Source organism: Burkholderia puraquae (genome assembly GCF_002099195.1).
GTDB lineage: Bacteria > Pseudomonadota > Gammaproteobacteria > Burkholderiales > Burkholderiaceae > Burkholderia > Burkholderia puraquae.
Window position 1 is genome coordinate 31,632 of record NZ_NBYX01000002.1, and the last position, 17,523, is coordinate 49,154.

At 66.2% G+C, this 17,523-nt stretch carries 17 protein-coding genes and 1 pseudogene; 9 read left to right on the top strand and 9 right to left on the bottom strand.

The genetic code is table 11. From position 1 onward, the window contains the following. Positions 1-202 precede the first annotated feature (202 nt). Positions 203-1,318 carry a succinylglutamate desuccinylase/aspartoacylase family protein gene (locus tag B7G54_RS04520; protein WP_085038002.1) on the top strand — a complete coding sequence of 372 codons (1,116 nt, stop codon included), beginning with the start codon at positions 203-205 and terminating at the stop codon, positions 1,316-1,318. A gap of 138 nt (positions 1,319-1,456) precedes the next feature. On the opposite strand, the gene B7G54_RS04525 is transcribed toward B7G54_RS04520, so the two are convergent. Further along, entirely contained in the window at positions 1,457-2,263 is an 807-nt protein-coding gene (locus tag B7G54_RS04525) for a MetQ/NlpA family ABC transporter substrate-binding protein (protein WP_085038003.1), read from the bottom strand. Positions 2,264-2,571: 308 nt separating this feature from the next. On the opposite strand from B7G54_RS04525, the gene B7G54_RS04530 reads away from it, so the two are divergent. The 5 genes and pseudogenes from B7G54_RS04530 to B7G54_RS04550 form a co-directional block, all read left to right on the top strand. Next, positions 2,572-3,729 carry a porin gene (locus B7G54_RS04530; RefSeq protein WP_085038004.1) on the top strand — a complete coding sequence of 386 codons (1,158 nt, stop codon included), beginning with the start codon at positions 2,572-2,574 and terminating at the stop codon, positions 3,727-3,729. Positions 3,730-3,936: 207 nt separating this feature from the next. Next, entirely contained in the window at positions 3,937-4,197 is a 261-nt protein-coding gene (locus B7G54_RS04535) for a DUF2866 domain-containing protein (protein ID WP_011353838.1), read from the top strand. Positions 4,198-4,321: 124 nt separating this feature from the next. After that, positions 4,322-4,705 carry a DUF6232 family protein gene (locus B7G54_RS04540; RefSeq protein ID WP_085038005.1) on the top strand — a complete coding sequence of 128 codons (384 nt, stop codon included), beginning with the start codon at positions 4,322-4,324 and terminating at the stop codon, positions 4,703-4,705. 198 nt (positions 4,706-4,903) lie between these two features. Then, positions 4,904-5,131 carry a hypothetical protein gene (locus B7G54_RS04545; RefSeq protein WP_085038006.1) on the top strand — a complete coding sequence of 76 codons (228 nt, stop codon included), beginning with the start codon at positions 4,904-4,906 and terminating at the stop codon, positions 5,129-5,131. Between the two features lie 369 nt (positions 5,132-5,500). Then, a pseudogene (locus B7G54_RS04550) lies at positions 5,501-6,124 on the top strand (TonB-dependent receptor plug domain-containing protein); the annotation flags it as partial. 22 nt (positions 6,125-6,146) lie between these two features. Here the strand turns inward: B7G54_RS04550 and B7G54_RS04555 are convergent. Then, positions 6,147-6,758, bottom strand: coding sequence for a trimeric intracellular cation channel family protein (locus B7G54_RS04555; protein WP_085038008.1), 612 nt, complete (start codon positions 6,756-6,758; stop codon positions 6,147-6,149). 8 nt (positions 6,759-6,766) lie between these two features. Next, positions 6,767-8,890 (bottom strand): penicillin-binding protein 1A, encoded by a 2,124-nt coding sequence (locus B7G54_RS04560; protein WP_085038009.1) that lies wholly within the window; start codon positions 8,888-8,890, stop codon positions 6,767-6,769. 238 nt (positions 8,891-9,128) lie between these two features. Here B7G54_RS04560 and B7G54_RS04565 point away from each other — a divergent pair, with 238 nt between their 5' ends. After that, on the top strand, positions 9,129-9,923 hold the full coding sequence (locus B7G54_RS04565; RefSeq protein ID WP_085038010.1) for an aminoglycoside phosphotransferase family protein: 795 nt from the start codon (positions 9,129-9,131) through the stop codon (positions 9,921-9,923). A 286-nt stretch (positions 9,924-10,209) separates the two neighbouring features. Here B7G54_RS04565 and B7G54_RS04570 read toward each other — a convergent pair whose 3' ends face one another. Then, positions 10,210-11,037 carry an SDR family NAD(P)-dependent oxidoreductase gene (locus B7G54_RS04570; protein WP_085038011.1) on the bottom strand — a complete coding sequence of 276 codons (828 nt, stop codon included), beginning with the start codon at positions 11,035-11,037 and terminating at the stop codon, positions 10,210-10,212. Positions 11,038-11,137: 100 nt separating this feature from the next. Between B7G54_RS04570 and B7G54_RS04575 the strand changes: the two genes are divergently transcribed. Further along, a complete protein-coding gene (locus tag B7G54_RS04575; protein ID WP_085038012.1) occupies positions 11,138-11,515 on the top strand; it encodes a MerR family transcriptional regulator in 378 nt (125 codons plus the stop codon). 178 nt (positions 11,516-11,693) lie between these two features. Here the strand turns inward: B7G54_RS04575 and B7G54_RS04580 are convergent, their stop codons facing one another. The 5 genes from B7G54_RS04580 to B7G54_RS04595 all read right to left on the bottom strand — a co-directional run bounded on the left by B7G54_RS04580 (position 11,694) and on the right by B7G54_RS04595 (position 15,876). Further along, positions 11,694-12,530, bottom strand: a complete 837-nt coding sequence (locus B7G54_RS04580; protein WP_085038013.1) for a bifunctional allantoicase/(S)-ureidoglycine aminohydrolase — start codon at positions 12,528-12,530, stop codon at positions 11,694-11,696. Between the two features lie 869 nt (positions 12,531-13,399). Further along, complete coding sequence (locus B7G54_RS04585; RefSeq protein WP_085038014.1) at positions 13,400-13,837, bottom strand: hypothetical protein; 438 nt, start codon at positions 13,835-13,837, stop codon at positions 13,400-13,402. A 378-nt stretch (positions 13,838-14,215) separates the two neighbouring features. Beyond that, positions 14,216-14,875 (bottom strand): methyltransferase family protein, encoded by a 660-nt coding sequence (locus tag B7G54_RS04590; protein WP_085038015.1) that lies wholly within the window; start codon positions 14,873-14,875, stop codon positions 14,216-14,218. 156 nt (positions 14,876-15,031) lie between these two features. Next, positions 15,032-15,196 (bottom strand): hypothetical protein, encoded by a 165-nt coding sequence (locus tag B7G54_RS38930; protein WP_162836114.1) that lies wholly within the window; start codon positions 15,194-15,196, stop codon positions 15,032-15,034. Positions 15,197-15,456: 260 nt separating this feature from the next. After that, positions 15,457-15,876: an HIT family protein gene (locus B7G54_RS04595; RefSeq protein WP_085038016.1), complete on the bottom strand. Its 420-nt coding sequence runs from the start codon at positions 15,874-15,876 to the stop codon at positions 15,457-15,459. Positions 15,877-16,171: 295 nt separating this feature from the next. Here B7G54_RS04595 and B7G54_RS04600 point away from each other — a divergent pair, with 295 nt between their 5' ends. Further along, positions 16,172-17,350, top strand: coding sequence for an NHL repeat-containing protein (locus B7G54_RS04600; RefSeq protein WP_085038017.1), 1,179 nt, complete (start codon positions 16,172-16,174; stop codon positions 17,348-17,350). The last annotated feature ends 173 nt before the right edge of the window (positions 17,351-17,523 follow it).

Sequence of the window (17,523 nt, forward strand, 5' to 3'; positions counted from 1 at the left end):
CTTCGGCACCGACGGGCTCCGCATGGAGCCCGTTTTTTTTGCATGCGGGGCGCCGGCCGCGTTATTTTTTTCGCGCCAACCTGATGATTCTCAACGAAAATCCGTGCGTTCTGGCGCCGGTTTGGTGGCGGTGAGAAAGGCAACGTACAATCGATCTTCCACGCACACCGGATCATTCGCGGCTGCGCCGCACTCCCCCACCATGCAAACGCAGACCCATCCGCTGATTTCCCCCGCCGTCGGTACCGAACGCCAGATCACGAGCTTTCACTACGGCCCGCGCGGCGGCAAGAAGGTCTACATCCAGTCGTCGCTGCACGCGGACGAGCTGCCCGGCATGCTGGTCGCCACGTTGCTGCGCCGCAAGATCGCCACGCTCGAGGCGGCCGGCAAGCTGCGCGGCGAAGTCGTCATCGTGCCCGTGCCGAACCCGATCGGCCTGTCGCAACACGTGTTCGGCGATCACCTCGGCCGCTTCGAGCTCGGCTCGATGCAGAACTTCAACCGCAATTTCTACGATCTCGCCGCGCTCGTGCTGCCGCGCGTCGAACACCGCCTCACGAACGACGCGCAGCGCAACCTCGTCGCCGTGCGCGCCGCGATGCGCGAAGCGCTCGACGAGCAGACGCCGCGCACCGAGCTCGACTCGCAGCGCCTCGCGCTGCAGAAGCTGTCGTTCGACGCCGATATCGTGCTCGACCTGCACTGCGACAGCGATGCGGTGATGCACCTCTACACGAATCCCGATCTGTGGCCCGACGTCGAGCCGCTGTCGCGCTATCTCGACGCACAGGCGTCGCTGCTCGCGCTGAATTCGGTCGGCAACCCGTTCGACGAAATCCACAGCTTCTGCTGGTCGGATCTGCGCAACCGTTTCGGCGACCGCTTCCCGATCCCGAACGGCGCGATTTCCGTCACGATCGAGCTGCGCAGCGAGCGCGACGTGTCGTACGAGTTCGCCGAAAAGGATGCGCAGGCGATCGTCGAATACCTGACCGAGCGCGGTGTCGTCGACGGCACGCCGGCGCCGCTGCCGCCGCTCGCGCATCCGGCCACGCCGCTCGCGGGCACCGATCCGCTCGTGGCGCCCGTGTCGGGCGTAATCGTGTTCCGCACGCCGGTCGGCGCGATGATCGAGGCCGGCGAGGCCGTGGCCGACATCGTCGATCCGCTGACCGATCGCGTCGTCACGCTGAAGAGCAGCGTGTCGGGCGTGCTGTACGCGCGCCAGATCGTGCGCTTCGCGACGGCCGGCATGGAAGTCGCGCGGATTGCCGGCGCGACCGCGATCCGCACGGGTTCGCTGCTGTCGGCCTGAGCGTCCGGCCCGCGCGCCCGGTCACGGCGCGCATCGCGCTCACCCGCGCGCACCAACGAAATCGCCCGCTTGCGCGGGCGATTTGCTTTCCGGAGTGCCCGGCGATCCATCGGGCCGGGCGGTGGCACGCTCGACCGTTCAGAACGCCGGCACGATCGCGCCGCCGAACTTCTGGTCGATGAACTTGCGCACGTCGTCCGATTCATAGGCCGCGACGAGCTTCTTCACCCACGGCTTGTCCTTGTCCTGCGCACGCACCGCGATCAGGTTCGCGTACGGCCCGCGCAGGTCCTCGATCGCGATCGCATCCTTCACCGGCGTGAGCCCGGCCTTCACCGCGTAGTCGGTATTGATCGACGCGGCATCGAGATCGGGCAGCGCGCGCGGCAGCTGTGCGGCGTCGAGTTCGACGATCTTGATCTTCTTCGGGTTCTCGGCGACGTCGAGCGGCGTCGCGTTCACGCCGTTGGTGCCGGCGCCCGCCTTCAGCTTGATCACGCCGTATTTCTGCAGCAGCAGCAGCGCGCGGTTGCCGTTCGACGGATCGTTCTGGATCCCGACCTTCGCGCCCGCCGGCAAGTCCTTCAGCGACTTGAGTTTCTTCGAATAGAAGCCCATCGGCGCCGTGTACGTGAGCCCGACGTTGACGATCCTGTAGCCGCGCTGCTTGATCTGGCTGTCGAGGAACGGCTGGTGCTGGAAGCCGTTCGCGTCGAGATCGCCGGAATCGAGCGCCGCGTTCGGCTGCACGTAGTCGTTGAATTCGATGACCTTGATCGCGAGGCCTTCGCGCGCGGCGACCTTCGTCACCTCGGTCCAGATCTGCGCATCGGGGCCGCTCATCGTGCCGATCTTCAGCGTTTGCGGATCGGCGTGCGCGCCGGGCGCCGCGAATGCCAGCGCTGCGGCGAGCGCGCCGAGGCCGGTCAGGAATGAACGTCGCATGGTGTCCTCTTGTCCCGTGTCGTTTGTTGGAACACGGATCGTGGCATGGGGCCGGAACGCCACCAACCAAGCTTATTTCATGTGCATATTCCCGATTCCGATCGAATCTCAGTCTGAATCGGTATAACCCCCGGCTATACAACCGGGCAGAATTCAGTGTCGCATCGACGCCACACATTCTTCATATGACAGTCGCTGTCATATTCATTACGTGGCCCCTCGATAAAGTTGCCGCCGGTACGTGAAAGCGCCCATAGAGAGCGCCGAAACCGCAACTGGACACGCCATTTATTCGCTCGGAGAATCCTTTGAACAAGAAACTGTTGACCATCGCCGTCCTGGCAGCAACGGCCGGCACGGCACATGCACAAAGCAGCGTGACGCTGTACGGCGTCATCGATGCCGGTATCAGCTACGTGAACCACAGCAAGACCGCCAACGGCGGCTCGGGCAAGCTGTTCAAGTATGACGACGGCGTTGCCCAGGGCAGCCGTTGGGGCCTGCGCGGCACCGAAGACCTCGGTGGCGGCCTGAAGGCGATCTTCGTGCTCGAAAACGGCTTCAACAGCGGTAACGGCACGATCGGCCAGGGCGGCGCGATCTTCGGTCGCCAGGCTTACGTCGGCCTGAGCCAGCAGCAATACGGCACGGTCACGTTCGGCCGCCAGTACTCGTTCTCGACCGACATCCTCGGCTCGAACTACTCGACGGGCGGCAACACGGTCGGTGGCAACTACGCGTACCACGTGAACGACATCGACCAGCTCACGTCGAGCCGCATCAACAACGCCGTGAAGTTCCAGAGCGCGAACTACTCGGGCTTCACGTTCGGCGCGTTGTACGGCTTCTCGAACTCGACGGACTTCGCCGGCGCAGCCGCGACGACGTCGGGCACGACGACGACGGCAGGCTCGTCGCGCGCATACAGCTTCGGCCTGAACTACGCGAACGGCCCGCTGTCGGTCGGCGCAGCCTACACGGACATCCGCTTCCCGAGCCAGTCGTCGCCGGCCTTCTCGACGACGATCGCGAACATCAGCACCGGCAACGTCCGCGACCTGCGCACGTACGGCGTCGGTGGCCGCTACGTCTGGGGCCCGGCAACGGCATGGCTGCTGTGGACGCGTACGCAGTTCTCGACCGTTTCGGGCGCGGGCGGCACGTTCTACAACGCATATGAAGCAGGCGCGAAGTACGCGTTCACGCCGGCGCTGTCGGGTGGCCTCGGCTACACGTACACGAACGCGACGCAGAACGGCAACTCGTGGCACTGGAACCAGGTCAACGGTATCGCCGACTACGCACTCAGCAAGCGTACGGACGTGTACGGCCTGGTCGTGTACCAGCAGGCATCGGGCAAGGGCGTGCAAGCGCAGATCGGCTCGAGCACGAGCTACTTCAACACGTCAGGCACGGGTTCGAAGAACCAGATCGCCGCACGTATCGGTATCCGTCACAAGTTCTAAAGCATCCGCTTAACTCGCGGATCACGACGGCAAGAAGCGCCCCGCTCCACGCGGGGCGCTTTTTTATGGGCTTTTAAGTTTCGCTTAATTCTGGGCTGAGAGGATGCTCTCACCCCCCCTGTTGGCCGCCTGAACATCGGCGGCTTTTTTTTTGACACGCCGACGGCGCCGCCATCGATTGCCCACAAGACAGGATCGGAGGCCATGATGATCGAAGATACCGTTTTCAGCCATCTGCACGCGATTCTGACGTGCCAACACTCGATGCCGGTTCAGAGCTGCCGCGTATCGGTCGAAATGCAGCGCCCGTGGGGCCGGCCATATCGTCTCGTCGAATGGACGATGCATCTCGACGCGCCCGCGCGGCGCCAGATCGTGCCAGCCGAGTCGACCGACGAAGAGATCGCCGAGGTCGTCGCCTCGCACGTGCCGGGCCGGCTTTACGGCGACGGCCGGCTGCAGTTCTGAACGCCTTCCCGCGCTACCCGCTTCCCGCATTTCAGCCGCGCCGCTCGCATCGTGCGGCAGTCGGTCTCGTTTGATGCCGCAACGAAACCTGCTACGCTGCGCGTTTTCGTCCACGCAACACACGATGGAAAACGCATTCAACGAACGCGGCGTGACGATCACGCGCAACGGCCTGTCGGCCGCCGGGCAGGTATTCGCACTGCGTGACATCCGCCAGGTCGATGTCGTCAAGATTCCGAAGAACCGCCTCGTACCGTCGCTGATCTCGCTGATCGGCGCGGCCGCCGCCGTCGCAGGCGGCATCGCCGGATCGAGCGCCGCGCTCGTCGTCGGCGTGATGCTCGCCGTCGTCGGCTATCTCACGTGGGCCACGCAGGACGTCACGTATCGCCTGATGGTCGAGATGCCCGACGGCAAGCGCGAAGCGCTGTCGAGCATCGACGCGGCGTTCGTCGAACGCGTTGCACAGGTCGTGCGCGATGCGCAGGCCGCGAAGGCGGCCGGCTGATTCCGGTCTCCGCCCTGCACGCTTCGATTCACGGTGCCTGACCGCGCGCGGCGCGTTTCACGCCACGCAACGGCACCCTCGTTTGCCCCGTCGAATCGCGTTTCGCCACCGTCTCGCCAACATCGCGCCTGCGCGGCGTACGCCGACCGCCTAGTATGGAAAGAGCGGCTCGCCGCCGCATCGTCCGAGGAGGCCAGCATGAACGTCCAGACGCTGTCCGGCACGCTTCGCGCGCAGGAACTGCTGATCGTGTCGATGATCCGCGCGCTTCCCCCTGACGCACGCCGTGCGCTCGTCGACCTCTACACCGAACAGATCGCGTTCGCCGAACAGTCCGGCCTCGAAGCCCACAGCGATCGCGCGACGCACGACGCGTTCATCACGCATGCACGCAACCTGCTGATCCGCATCGAAGCCCTCGCCTGACCGGGCCTGCGTTTTCCCGAATTTGCCGCCGCGGCTCGCCCGAGCCGCGCAGGTGAGCGCTCACCCATACGAGCCATTTTCCGTTCTTGTATTGATAATCATTCTCATTTAGACTGGTAAAGTTATCAGTTGCCTTTCAATTCGCCGCTCGCCGCCTTCCGTGCGCGGGCGGGCCAGCCAGGTGAACGCGTCACCCAGCCAGCCTTCGGGCTTGTTTTCGTCAATGGGAGACCACCTGTGCATTGCTATACGCTGGCGCGGCGGCCGATCTGTGCCGCACTGTTCGGCGCGTTCGGCCTGTCCGCCGCCCCGGCTCACGCCGATTCGACGCCGCAAGGCGCCACCCCGCCTACCGCCATCCTCGCCGCCGCGTCCACGCGCGGCGATGCGGCGCTGCTCGACCCCGTTACCGTCACGGCCAACCGCACCGCCACGGCCGCGAGCCGCACGGCTGCGTCCGTCTCGGTGATCACCGACGAGGATCTGGAAGAACAGCAGGCCACCAACATCAAGGACGCGCTGCGCTACGAGCCGGGCCACGGTGCGCCGCACCGCGTACCGGCCCGCGCGGGTGCCGATACGCTCGTCGGCCGCGACGTCACGACGCTGTCGGGCGGCGAACTCGCGCGCGTGCAGTTCGCCCGCGTGCTCGCGCAGCTGTGGCCGGACGACGACGCGACGGAAGGCGGCCCGCGCTACCTGCTGCTCGACGAGCCGACCGCCGCGCTCGACCTCGCGCACCAGCATCGCCTGCTCGACACCGTGCGCGCAGTCGCGCGCGAATGGCGGCTCGGCGTGCTGGCGATCGTCCACGATCCGAACCTCGCCGCGCGGCACGCGGATACGATCGCGATGCTCGCCGACGGTACGATCGTCGCGCACGGCACGCCGCGCGACGTGATGACGCCGGCCCATATCGCGCAGTGCTACGGATTCGCGGTGAAGATGGTGGAAACCGGCGACGGTACGCCTCCGGTGATGGTGCCCGCGTAGCGCGGGTGGCGAGCATCCCCGCTCAATGCTCGACGTCCGCGACGCCGAACGTGCGCATCTTCCAGCCCAGCCGCACCGCGAACATCCGCATCGCGAACCCTGCGGCAAGCGCGACCACCGTCGCAACTTCGCCATCGACGCCGAGATACTGCATCCCGACATAGAGCCCGCCCGTGACGAACGCGACGCTCGCGTACAGTTCCTCGCGCAGGATCAGCGGCATCTCGTTGCACAACAGGTCGCGCAGCATCCCGCCGCAGACACCCGTAATCGCGCCGGCCAGCACGACGATGATCGGTGCGGTGCCCGTCGACGCGCCGATGTCGCAGCCGATGATCGTAAACGCCGCGAGGCCGATCGCATCGACTGTGACGAACAGCGTCTTCATCCGCGCCACATGCCGTGCGACCCACGACGCGACGGTCGCCGCGACCAGCGTGATCACCAGGTATTCCGGGTGCGCGATCCAGCCGAGCGGATAGTGGCCGAGCAGCACATCGCGCACGGTGCCGCCGCCGAGCGCCGTCACCGCGCCGACGAGCGCGAGCCCGAAGCGGTCCATCCCGCGGCGCATGCCCATCAGCGCCCCCGACATCGCTTCCGCGACGATTGCAATCAGATAGAGCGTATGCATGGCGCGCGTCAGTCATCCGTGCGGAACAGGTCGAGCACGCGTTCGCGCTCGGCCGCATCGACAGCGGCAGGCATCGGCTCGGCAGGCTTGCCGTTGTTGCCCGGCGCGTCGGACGCACCAGTCACTGCCGGCGCCCCGCCGCACGCGAAGCGGCTGCGGATGTACGACGGCACGTCGGCCGTGCACGTGCCGCGCGTATATTCGGCATACACGAAGTCGCCGTCGACGAGCGCGACATCCTGCGGCGGCGTTGCCTCGACCGGCGTACGCCCATCGACGGCCGTCTTCATGTAGTCGAGCCAGACCGGCAGCGCCAGCGTCGCACCGGTCGCGCGCCCCATCGGGCGCGGCGTGTCGTAGCCGAGCCACGCGACCGCGACGATGCCCGACGAGTAGCCGGCGAACCACACGTCCTTCGATCCGTTCGACGTGCCCGTCTTGCCGGCCGCGTCGTCGCGGCGCAGCGCGAGCGCACCGCGCGCGGTGCCGGACTTCACGACGTCGCGCAGCATGCTGTCCATCACGAACGCGTTGCGCGCCGACACGACGCGCTCTCCCGCGGGTGCGGTGGCTTCGTACATCGCGCCGCCGTGACGCTGCTTCACCGACAGGATCAGGCGCGGCTCCATCCGCGTGCCGCCGTTCGCGAACACGCTGTATGCGCTTGCCAGTTCGAGCGGCGTCACGGCGCCCGCGCCGAGCGCGAGCGGCAGCGACGCCGGATTGCGCTGCGCGTCGAAGCCGAAGTGCACCGCGTGCTGCTGCACGTAGCGCGCGTCGGTGGCCTGCATCAGGCTGACCGCGACGAGATTCTTCGAGCGCATGAGCCCGCGCCGCACCGGGATGAAGCCCTCGTAGTTGTTGGCGAAATTGCGCGGGCGCCACGGCCGCGCGCCGGTTTCCGCATGCGTGAGCGTGCGCTGCGTATCGTCGACGAGCACGCCCGGGAAGTAGCCCTTTTCAAGCGCCGCCGAATAGACGAACGGCTTGAAGCTCGAGCCCGGCTGGCGATATGCCTGCAGCGCATGGTCGAACACGTTGCGGTTGAAATCCGCGCCGCCGACGAGCGCGAGCATGTCGCCCGTTGCCGCGTCGAGCGACACGAGTGCGCCTTCGAGCCCGTTGCGCGCATCGCGCTTCGCGCGCGGCTGGCGATTCAGCGTGCGTTCGAGCGACGCTTCGGCCGCGCGCTGGTCGCGCATCGAGATCGTCGTCGTCACGTCGAGGCCGAGCGTATAGGCGTCGTCGTGAAAACGTTCGACCATCATCCGGCGCGCGCGCTCGGCGACGTACGGCGCCGCGATGATCCCGGGCGGCGGCGTGGTCGCCAGCGCGATCGGCGCGTCGACGGCCGCGCGGTACGTCGCGTCGTCGAGCTGGCCGAGCGCATGCATGCGGCCGAGCACGTAGTTGCGTCGCGCGGTCGCGCGTGCCGGATTGACGACCGGGTTGAACGCGGACGGCGCCTTCGGCAGCCCCGCGAGCACGGCCGCCTCGCCCGCGCTCAGCGCGTCGAGCGGCTTGCCGAAATAGACGTTCGCCGCCGCCGCGAAACCATACGCGCGCTCGCCCAGGTAGATCTCGTTCATGTACAGCTCGAGCAGCTTGTCCTTGCTGTATTCGCGTTCGAGCTTGGCCGCCATCAGGATCTCGGCGAGCTTGCGGCTCAGCACCTTGTCGCGCGTCAGGTAGAAGTTGCGCGCGACCTGCATCGTGATCGTGCTGCCGCCCTGCCCGGGCTGCCCCGTCACGACGTTCGCGAACGTCGCGCGCGTGAGGCCGCCGAAATCGACCGCACCGTGCTGGTAGAACTTCGCGTCCTCGGCCGCGAGCAGCGCCTGCCGCATCAGCGGCGGGATACGTTCGAGCGGCACGAACTCGCGCCGCTCGACGCCGTATTCGGCGAGCAGGTCGCCGTCGCGCGAGAAAATCCGTAGCGGCAGCGCGGGACGATAGACGGCGAGGTGCTCGACGGATGGCAGCTGCGTCCAGATACGCTGGATCGTCCATGCGCCGATGCCCGCACATGCGAGCGTCAGGCCGAGCAGCGCGCCCGCGAGCGTGCGCCACACGCGGCGCCGGCGCGGCGGCGGCGCGGGTGGTGGTGGCGGGGATGCGGTGTGGTCGGTCATGTCGGGCTCCTTCTTCGATGCTGCGACCGTCGGTGCGCGGGAGGCACCGACCGATCACGAAAGGCGCGCATTGTCGAAGGGATGGCGCAAAACCGGAACATTCTTTAGCCAAAGTTTGGCTGGCTAAATTTTATTTAGGAAATCGCGACTGAGCCGTTCACGTCACACCTGCGACCGCGTGACGCATCGTCGGAGGAACTGCGCTGCACGCGCTCCGGTTCGCTTGTACCATCGTGTGATGTTCGATCGATACCTCGACCAGTGGGCCCTCGTTCCCGACGGCGGCCCGATCCTGACCGCGAGCGGCGGCCTGCTGCCCGTCGTCTGGCAGGGCCGGCCCGCGATGCTGAAAGTCGCTACCTGCGATGAAGAGCGGCGCGGCAATGCGTTGATGACCTGGTGGAACGGGCATGGCACCGCGCAGGTCTGGCAGCACGATGGCGATGCGGTCCTGCTCGAACGAGCGCAGCCGGCGCCGACGCTGGCCGGTTTTTCGGCGACGGGCCACGACGACGACGCGATGCGCATCGCGTGTGATGTCGTCGCGCGGCTGCACGCGCATCGTGCGCCGGAGCCGCCTTCGGTCGTGCCGCTGCACGGCTGGTTCCATGCGCTGCTGTCGGATGCTTCTGGCAGCGAGGTGCTGCACCGCTCGGCAACGGTCGCACGCCAGCTGCTGGCCGGGCCGCCCATCGACGAAGTCGTCCTGCACGGCGACATCCATCACGGCAACATTCTCCATTTCGGCGATCGCGGCTGGCGTGCGATCGATCCGAAAGGGCTGCGTGGCGAGCGTGCGTTCGACTACGCAAACCTGTTCTGCAATCCTTCGCATGATATTGCGGTCGATCCCGTGCGCTTCGCGCAGCGCGTCACGCTCGTGGCAGACGCCGCGCAACTCGAGCGGCGCCGGCTGCTGCAGTGGATTCTCGCGTGGTCGGGCTTGTCGGCGGTGTGGTTGATCGAGGACGGGCTGCTGCCCGATACGCGACTGCAGGTTGCGACGCTCGCGGCGGCTACACTTGGCCTGTAGCAATACGCATCGCCAATGAAAACAGGTTCATCGCGCATTTCCGGGGAAGGCGGAGAGGACCGACGGCTCTCGGTTGCGGATTCAACCGTTCGACAGGGGCACTCGGATCGTTGACAATCGATGGCCAACCCCGCCGGCAGGCCTACCAACCGCACCTGGCGACCATCCGCGTCGGGCCATTTCGTTCTCTGACATCACGCTCCGCCGCCCAATACGGCCGCCGGAAGCCGCTCACATTCAAACCGGAACGGCTGGAGCGCAACGTGGGGGAGATAGTGGCCGCACCCTACGCGTTGGTCTCTCCCGTCACCAGGTCCTGAACGTCTCTCGGCCGAAGGATTTTCTCAACCAGGCGTGCCGACATCTCGCGGCTCAACAGTCTCTGCAAATTGGCAAGCAGCCGGTTCCGGGTTCCAACAATCCGATGGCTCCGATTACGATCCAGCGCCCACAAGGCATCCTGCACCACACTCGCGACAGGCATCGGCGTGCCGACGGCCGCCTCCTGCGCGCCAACGACATCGAAAAAGGCGGTTTGCGTCGCCCCGGGACATAAGGCGACGACCCGGATGCCGCGATGCCGGTTCTCAGCCCAAACGGCTTCTGAAAATGACAACAGAAAGGCCTTGGTTGCGCCGTAGACGGCCATATAAGGATCGGGCTGGAACGCGGCTGTCGACGCGACGTTGATGACCACGCCAGCGGAACGCGCCTGCATCCCCGGCAGCAGAAGATGAGTCAGCTCGATTGCGGCCATGCAGTTCACCAGCACTTCGTCGCGTTGGCGCGTCCACGGAATCGTTTCGAAGCGCCCGTAAGCCGCAAAGCCCGCATTATTGACGAGTACATCGACGACTTTGCCGGTCACCTTCAGGTGGCAATCGATTGTGTGTACGGCATCAGTTGTGCTCAGGTCGGCCGTCAGGAAATCGGCGTCGCACGCATAGTCGCGTCGCAGTTCCGCGGCCAGATCGCGCAGCTTGTCGCGAGAGCGTGCGACCAGCAGAAGTCTCGCACCACGTTTGGCCAATGCATAGGCAAACGCGCGCCCGATACCCGACGATGCACCCGTGACAAGTGCTGTTTTTCCGTGAAAATCGAAACGATTTCTCATAGCCCGCGGATGGAGTGGAAGGTGATTTTGGACTGTAAACCGTTGACTATAGGCAACGGTCAAGCCTTAATGACGGTCCACAACATTGAATGGAGGCAGCATGCGCATCGGCGAACTATGCAAGCGGGCGGGCGTTTCGCACGATACCGTGCGCTACTACGAGCGAATGGGGCTGCTGGACAAAGCAACACAACCTCACGCGACAAATACGTACAAGCACTACTCCGAACGCTCGTTACAGCGGATACAGCTGATTATCCATGCGAAGGCATTGGGCTTCACGCTCACGGAAATTGGCGACGTCATTCATGTATGGGACAGTCCGGCATTCGGTGTTGCGAAAAAGGTCGCGTGCCTGCAAGCAAAGCTCACGGAAATCGACGAAAAGAGCCGCGCGCTGATCATGCTGCGCGCAGGGCTGCTGAATGCGCTGGCCAAAGTCGGCAGCGATTGCGTCGAAGGACACATCGCGTGGTGAGGCGCTGTTGGTGCAAGCGACAAGCCGACTCAAGCAAGAGTGTCAATGGCCGCTTCGGTTTCAGGCGAGCGTCCGCTCCGAGCCGTCAATCGATATCCACGGAAATCCACGAAGAACCTAAAGAAAAAGCCCGCCGGTATTCCCGGCGAGCTTCCACATCCCACTGCTTGCTCGACGCTTAACGCGCCGGATTCAGCAACAGGTTCATGTGACGGTTCACATCCTTGTACAGCAGATAACGGAAGCGGCCAGGGCCACCCGAATAACATGCCTGCGGGCAGAACGCGCGCAGCCACATGAAATCGCCCGCTTCGACCTCGACCCAGTCCTGGTTCAGTCGATACACGGCCTTGCCTTCGAGCACATACAACCCGTGCTCCATCACGTGCGTTTCAGCAAACGGAATCACGCCGCCCGGTTCGAACGTCACGATGTTCACGTGCATGTCGTGGCGCATGTCGCTCATGTCGACGAAGCGCGTCGTCACCCATGCACCGTTGGTGCCCGGCATCGGGATCGGCTCGACGTCCTGCTCGTTGGTCACGAAGGCGTCCGGCAGCGGAATGCCGTCAACGGCCTGATAGTGCTTGCGCACCCAGTGGAAACGCACCGCGGCATCGCTGACGTTGTGCAGCGTCCAGTCCGCGCCCGGCGGAATGAACGCGTAGCCGCCCGGCTTCAGCACGTGCTTCGTGCCTTGCAGCGTCAGTTCGGCCTCACCTTCGACGACGAACAGCACGGCTTCGGCGTTCTTGTCCTGCTCGGGCTTGTCGCTGCCGCCGCCCGGGTTCACTTCGACGATGTACTGCGAGAAGGTTTCGGCGAAACCCGACAGCGGGCGGGCGATCACCCACAGGCGCGTGTTCGTCCAGAACGGCAGCCAGCTCGTGACGATGTCGCGCATCACACCCTTCGGGATCACCGCGTACGCCTCGGTGAACATCGCGCGATCGGTCAGCAGATCGGTCTGCGGCGGGTGGCCGCCATGCGGCGCGTAATACGTTGTCTTAGACATAGTGCATCCAGGCAATGGGTTGGTCCGGCCCCGGACGCCAACGGCATCGGGCGGCACGCATGCGCGTGGGGCACGCGTGCGGCGGCGGGACATCGTTGCCGGGGTGGCTTGAAGGCGCATACGCCTTCGTTCGGTCGGCCAGGCTTCGCGACGGGTCCGTCCGGTTCATCGAACGCGGCGGCCCATGCTTGTGGGGCCGGCGGCCGGGCCGTGGCGCTCGCGATCATGCGGCGAGGCGCGGCCAGCAGCACGGTTCGATGCCGTACGCGAGCATCGCCGACGATAGCGAAGTCGTTCGCAATCGACCAATTAAATGTTGCGATGGATTCCATTCGATTTCCCACTACCGGCCGGCACCCGCGACGCACGGTGTGGAAGCGTGGCGCGATGGCCTGGCTATCAGGGAAATCCTGACGGCTGGAGCAACACGCACGTCCGCCGGGACGCGGGAGATGAATGCAAGTAACCGCAGCAATCCCTGTCATACACGTGGGTCGCGATACATCTGGTTACGCAGATTGGCGAGCGGCGATGCGCGCATGGCAGCAAGCCGCTCCGCGCCGATCATGAGCCGCCGTCAGGCCGGAACGGGCCAACGGGGATCGAACGGAACGCGAATGGTGTCGGCGCTGCTCGGGCGCATGCAGTCGCGAGAGGCGGTGTAATCGGGAAACGGGGAAATGCAGCGAGGAGGGAAACTTGCCGGCCCGACGATCGGGCGTCTGGCCGCGGCTGAAGAAGCCGGAAAGGGTTCGCCGGTCTGGCCGGCGATGGCGGCCCGGCAGGCCGCCGGGCCGAATCTCGCGTCGGGTGCCGACGCCGTCGGCGCGCCGGTGCGCGGGTCGCGCACCGTGCCGCGCCAGCGGCGATCAGTCCCAGTCGCGGTGGTGACGATGCTTGCGGTGGCGATAGCCGCGATCGCCGTGATCGCGGTCGTACGAATTGCGCGACATGTTGCCGCCGAGCGCCGCGCCGGCGCCGCCGCCGACAGCCGCACCCAGCAGGCCGCCCGTGCGGCCGCCCATCGCGTTGCCTGCCGCGGTGCCTGCACCGCCGCCGAGTGCGCCGCCGATGATCGCGCCGGTGCGCTCGCGACGGTTCGACGTCACCGCGCCACCCGCGCCGCCGCCGATGGCGCCGCCGATCACGGAGCCCGTGCTGCCGCCGACTGCGCCGCCGACCGCTGCGCCGGCTACCCCGCCGAGCGCGCCGCCAAGCGCATTGTTCAGGTCACCGGCCAATGCCGGCAGCGAGGTCGCGCCGGTCAGCGCGGCGACGACGAGAGCGGGGGCGATTTTCTTCCACATTCCCGTATTCTTCCTTGTTCGCAATCTGGTTATTGAAGGTCCGCTCGGTACGACGATCTGAATCGATCGACGTCGGGTCAGGCATTGTGCCGAACCGTGGACCAATTCATTTCAATGAGCTTGCGGCGAAGAATAGCACCGGTCCCACATCCTTGCCGTGGACATTCTGGTAACAAGTTGTTTACGAATCAGTGACCTCGAACGCCCGCGCCGGAATGCCCGCAAACCCGCGCCGGCATTGGCTCCGTCGAGGGTCCGGCCCTGCGGAAAAACAAGCCGGCCATGGGCGGCGTCGCACGTTTGCGACACACGTGGCAACACATCGGGCACGTCTCGTGAGCGAGCCCCGAAACGACAGTCGCGAAGAAATGAAGGGGGTCAGTACACGCCGGGCAGCAGCCGCCACGTCCGCGCGCAATACGCGTCGTATTCGGCACCGAATTGCGCACGCAGCAGCGCCTCCTCGGAGCGGATGCGCGCGACGAGCGGCACCATCGTCAGCACGACCAGCAGCACGCCGACGCCCGAGCGGAACGCCAGCGCCCAGCCGACCGAATTGACGAGCAGGCCGAGATAGCTCGGATTGCGGATGCGACGGTAGATGCCGTCGGTCACAAGGGTATGGCCCGGCTGGATCGCGACGAGCCCGCTGAAGCGCTTGCCGAGCACGAATACGGGCCAGATGCGCAGCACGCCGCCCGCGATGTACAGCACGACGCCGGTCCAGCGCACCGCATCGCCGCCGAAGGTCCAGACATCGAGCCGGTCGGTCAGCGCGGGCAGGTACGCGAGCAGCAACCCGCTCACCCCGAACGCCGCGAGCACCCAGCGGTTGTCGCGGTTCTCGCGCTCGCCGCTGCTCAGGTTGCCTTCGGTGAACATCGCGGCGACGGCCATCGCGAGCGTCGCGATCACGACGACGGTCAGTGGCGGATGCGAGAAAAAGGCAGCGAACCCGCCGCTGCCAAGTATGGCGAGCCCGAGATAGACGAGCGTGGACACGCCCGACAAGACGGCGACCTTGCAGGTGACGCTCATGACAGCCTCGCGGGGATGCGCTTTCCTGTGAAGTATAGGAAGCGCGCACACGAAGCGCCGTGCGCCGTCGTCACGCGGCGCGCGAATCCGCGCGAACCGTCCGGCGGAAGGCGGCGGCCCGGGCCGATGCGGTGCGCGCCCGCGCCCGGTGCCGGATCAGCGGATGCGGAAGTTGCCGCCGATCCCGACGCTGACCGGCGGCGCGTAATACGCCGGCGCATAGCCGTAGTAGGCCGGCGCAGGCGCGTAGCCGTACGGCGGCGCGACGTAGCAGCCGGACAGGCCGCCGATCAGGGCAAGCGTGATGAGAAGTCTGGACATGGCTCGATTCCCGGCGCAAAAGACGAATGGCACCTCGCGAAAGCCGCACCGCCGCGACGTGTGGCGGCCGGCACGAAGAGGCGATCCGCCCTTCCTGTCGCTCGGTGAAGCAATGCGCGGAGTCTAGCGCCGGGTTGGCCGGGCCGAGTTTCGCCGGCGGTTACAGGTGTTACCTCACGTGACCGCCGAAACAGGCAATGGCGCGGCGGCCGGATAGTGCGCCGCCATCCTGCCGCGCGACATCGGGGGCAATCGATGCGTTACACGAAGCGCGCGCGAATGCGCTGCGCGAGCGCTTCGAGCGTCGCCGCATCGGCAATCTCGCGCGCGTGCATCCGCAGTTCGGCGCCTTCCCAGCGCGGGATCACGTGGAAGTGCACATGCGGAACCGTCTGGCCGGCTGCCGCGCCGTTGAACTGGCCGATGAACACGCCGTCCGGTTCGAGCGCCGCGCGCACCGCCGCCGCGACACGCTGCGTCATGCGGATGCCCGCCGCGGCTGCGTCGCCGGACAACTCGAAGATCTGCGCGGCCGGCTCCTTCGGGATCACGAGCACGTGGCCGTCGGCCTGCGGCATCAGATCCATGATCGCGAGGGTTGCGTCGTCTTCCGCGACCTTCACGCACGGCAGTTCACCGCGCAGGATTTTGGCAAAGGGGTTGGTGTTGTCGTAGGGCATGGCGTTTTCCGATAACGATTGGACTGGGAGAGTGGGAGAGCGATGCCGGACGATTATCGGCCGACGGCGCGTCGGATTTCAACTTGTCAGGCCGCGTCGCCGTTGCGGCGAACAAGGTACGCCGGCTCGCATGCAACGGGCGTAACAGATTGGAATATCAGGCCGTCGCCGTTCGTTTATTTCGAGCGTGGGTTCACGCGGCAACAGCACGATCGCGAACCTGCGCCGGACACCCGTCGGCTGCGCAGGCCGGCAGCCGGGATGACTGATCGTGATCATCAACCGGAGTCATGCCATGGACCCTCTCCCCTCCTGTCGTTCCCCCGCCGCGCCCGTGTCCGCGGTCGATCCGCCTGCCCTCGCGCGCGTCCGGCACACGCTCGCGCGCACGCTATGCCGCGCGGCTTGCGGCGCCGGGCTGGTCGCGTTGTCGTCGGCGTTCGCGTGGGCCGGCGGCAACGACATCATCTTGCCGATTCCGTCGTTCACCGCATCGACCGTACCTGCCAATGGCGACGTCAATCCCTACGGCATCGCGTTCGTGCCACGCGGCGTGCCGCCCTGGAGCACGCTGAAGCCGGGCGACGTCGTCGTGTCCAACTTCAACGCGGCGTCGAACACGCAAGGCACCGGTACGACGATCGTGAAGCTGTCGCCCGGCAAGACGCCGGCGACGTTCTTCCAGGGCAGCAATCTCGGCCTGACGACCGCGCTCGTGGTGCTGCGCAGCGGCTTCGTGCTGGTCGGCAACGTCCCGGCGCCGGACGGCAAGACCGTCGTGCCGCCGGGTTCGCTGCTCGTCATCGGTCCGCAAGGCAATCTCGTCACTCAACTGTCCAGCGCGGCGCTGCTCGACGGGCCGTGGGACATGACCGTGATCGATCGCGGCCAGCGCGTGACCGCGTTCGTGTCGAACGTGCTGAACGGAACGGTCTCACGCATCGAACTCGCGATCGGCGACAACGGCGTCACGATGCTGCCGGGCTCGCGCATCATCGCGTCGGGCTACGTGAATCGAACCGATCCCAATGCCCTCGTCGTCGGCCCGACCGGCCTCGCGTACGACCCGAACACCGACGTGCTGTATGTCGCCTCCACCGGCGACAACGCGGTGTTCGCGATCCAGAACGCCGCGTCGACGAATCGCAACGGCGGCGTCGGACGCATGATCTACTTCGATGCGGCGCACCTGCACGGCCCGCTCGCGCTGGCGCTCGCACCGAACGGCCATCTCGTGACCGCGAACGGCGATGCAGTCAACGCCGATTCGCTGCAGCCGAGCGAGATCGTCGAATTCACGGTGGACGGGCGCTTCGTCGCGCAAATGCAGGTCGACACCGTGCCGGGTGCGGCATTCGGCCTGGCGTTCGGGCGCGGCAGCAAAGGCCAGCTGGAATTCGCGGCCGTCGACGACAACACGAACACCGCGATGGTCTGGACCCTGCGGTCCGACAACAACAACAACGCGCAGTGACGCGCCACCTGGACGGGCCGCACGCGGCCCGTTCGACCTGAGCGATCGACACACACGATTCGCATACGCCGGGCAACCTGCACCCGATCGGCGCCGCCCGGCGTCCCGCGCCCCCGCGATTGCCACCGCCTGCCCGAACCTGCGACACTGCCGGTTCATGTTGTGCCTGCAGA